The sequence below is a fragment of the Mycoplasmopsis gallinarum DSM 19816 genome (assembly GCF_000621085.1).
Classification (GTDB): domain Bacteria; phylum Bacillota_I; class Bacilli_A; order Mycoplasmatales; family Metamycoplasmataceae; genus Mycoplasmopsis; species Mycoplasmopsis gallinarum.
On record NZ_JHZE01000004.1, the window covers coordinates 1 to 1,298 of the forward strand.

Below are 1,298 nucleotides of genomic sequence, written 5' to 3' on the forward strand. Positions count from 1 at the left end.
GATTTAATAAATCATTAACTACAAAAGAACCAGAAGTGGTATTTTCTTCAATCAATTTAATATTTGTTTTATTTTCAGAATAAAAATATAAAGTCAATGGTTTTTCTTTAGTTTTTAAAGCTTCTATAACTTCATTCAAATTTTGATAAGTTAAAACAGGTAAAAAAGGACCAAATATTTCTTCTTGCATTATTTTAGCATCTCAAGAAGATAAAAAAGTTATTAGATCAATTTTTTGTTCTGCATAATTAGATTTTAATGCTATCTCATTAGAAATTAAATTCATTAAACGTTGATAATGCTTAGGTGAAATAATTTTGGGCTTGTCTAAATAATCAAATTTCAATTCATTTTTAGTTTTTTCAAAAATTTCTAAAAAACTAGCTAATTGACTTTCATGAATATAAATATAATCCGGAGCAATACAGGTTTGACCGCTATTGATTGATTTTGCTCTAATTAACTTTGGCATTAAAAGTTCCAAATTCATTTCTCTGTCAATAATTAAAGGGCATTTTCCGCCTAATTCTAAAATTGTGGAACTTAAATTCAAAGCAGCTTGTTTTTGAATATTTTTTGCCACATAACTATTTCCAGTATAAAAAATTAAATCAAAATGATTATCAAGCATTGATTGGATTGAATTCAATTGATAATCCATCACATAAATTAACTCAGGTAAAAAATTTTCATTAATAATTTCTGTGATTAATTTGGTTGAATTTAAACTAAGATCAGAAGTTTTAATAATAGTTCTATTTCCTGCTGCAATTGAGCCTATCAGGGGTATAAAAGTCAGCATAAATGGATAATTTCATGGACTAATTATTAAACTCTGTCCTAAAGGTTCCAATTTTTGATATTGTTTAGCATAAAAGGTTAAATTATTTCTTTTTATTTTGATTGGTTTTGTTCACTTTTGCAATTTCTTAATAAATAGATTAAGTTCTTTAATTATTAAACCAAATTCAGTAATATAACTTTCTTCTTTACTTTTGTTTAAATCTAAATTCAAAACTGAATATATTTTATTTTCATTATTCAATAAAATGGTTTTTAATTTTTTTAAAATTTGGATTCTCTCTTTATATTCTATTGGTTTGATTAATTTGGTTTTTTGTAAATTATAAATCCTTTGATCATTATTTAAATTATTCATAATAAGTATATTTTAAACATTTAAATTAATAAATATTTATTAATTTAAATAAAAAAACGCCTTGTGGCGCAAGTTCTCTGAAAACTGAATAGTAATAATGATTTATTGAAATGTCTTAAGACACATCATTGTAAATAAT

1 protein-coding gene is annotated in these 1,298 nt (G+C 22.9%); it reads right to left on the reverse strand.

Features of this window, described 5'->3' with window-relative positions; genetic code table 4:
• Nucleotides 1-1,159: aldehyde dehydrogenase family protein (locus tag Q346_RS0100065; protein WP_051521760.1), on the reverse strand; the 1,159-nt coding region annotated here is incomplete at its 3' end.
• Nucleotides 1,160-1,298 lie beyond the last annotated feature (139 nt).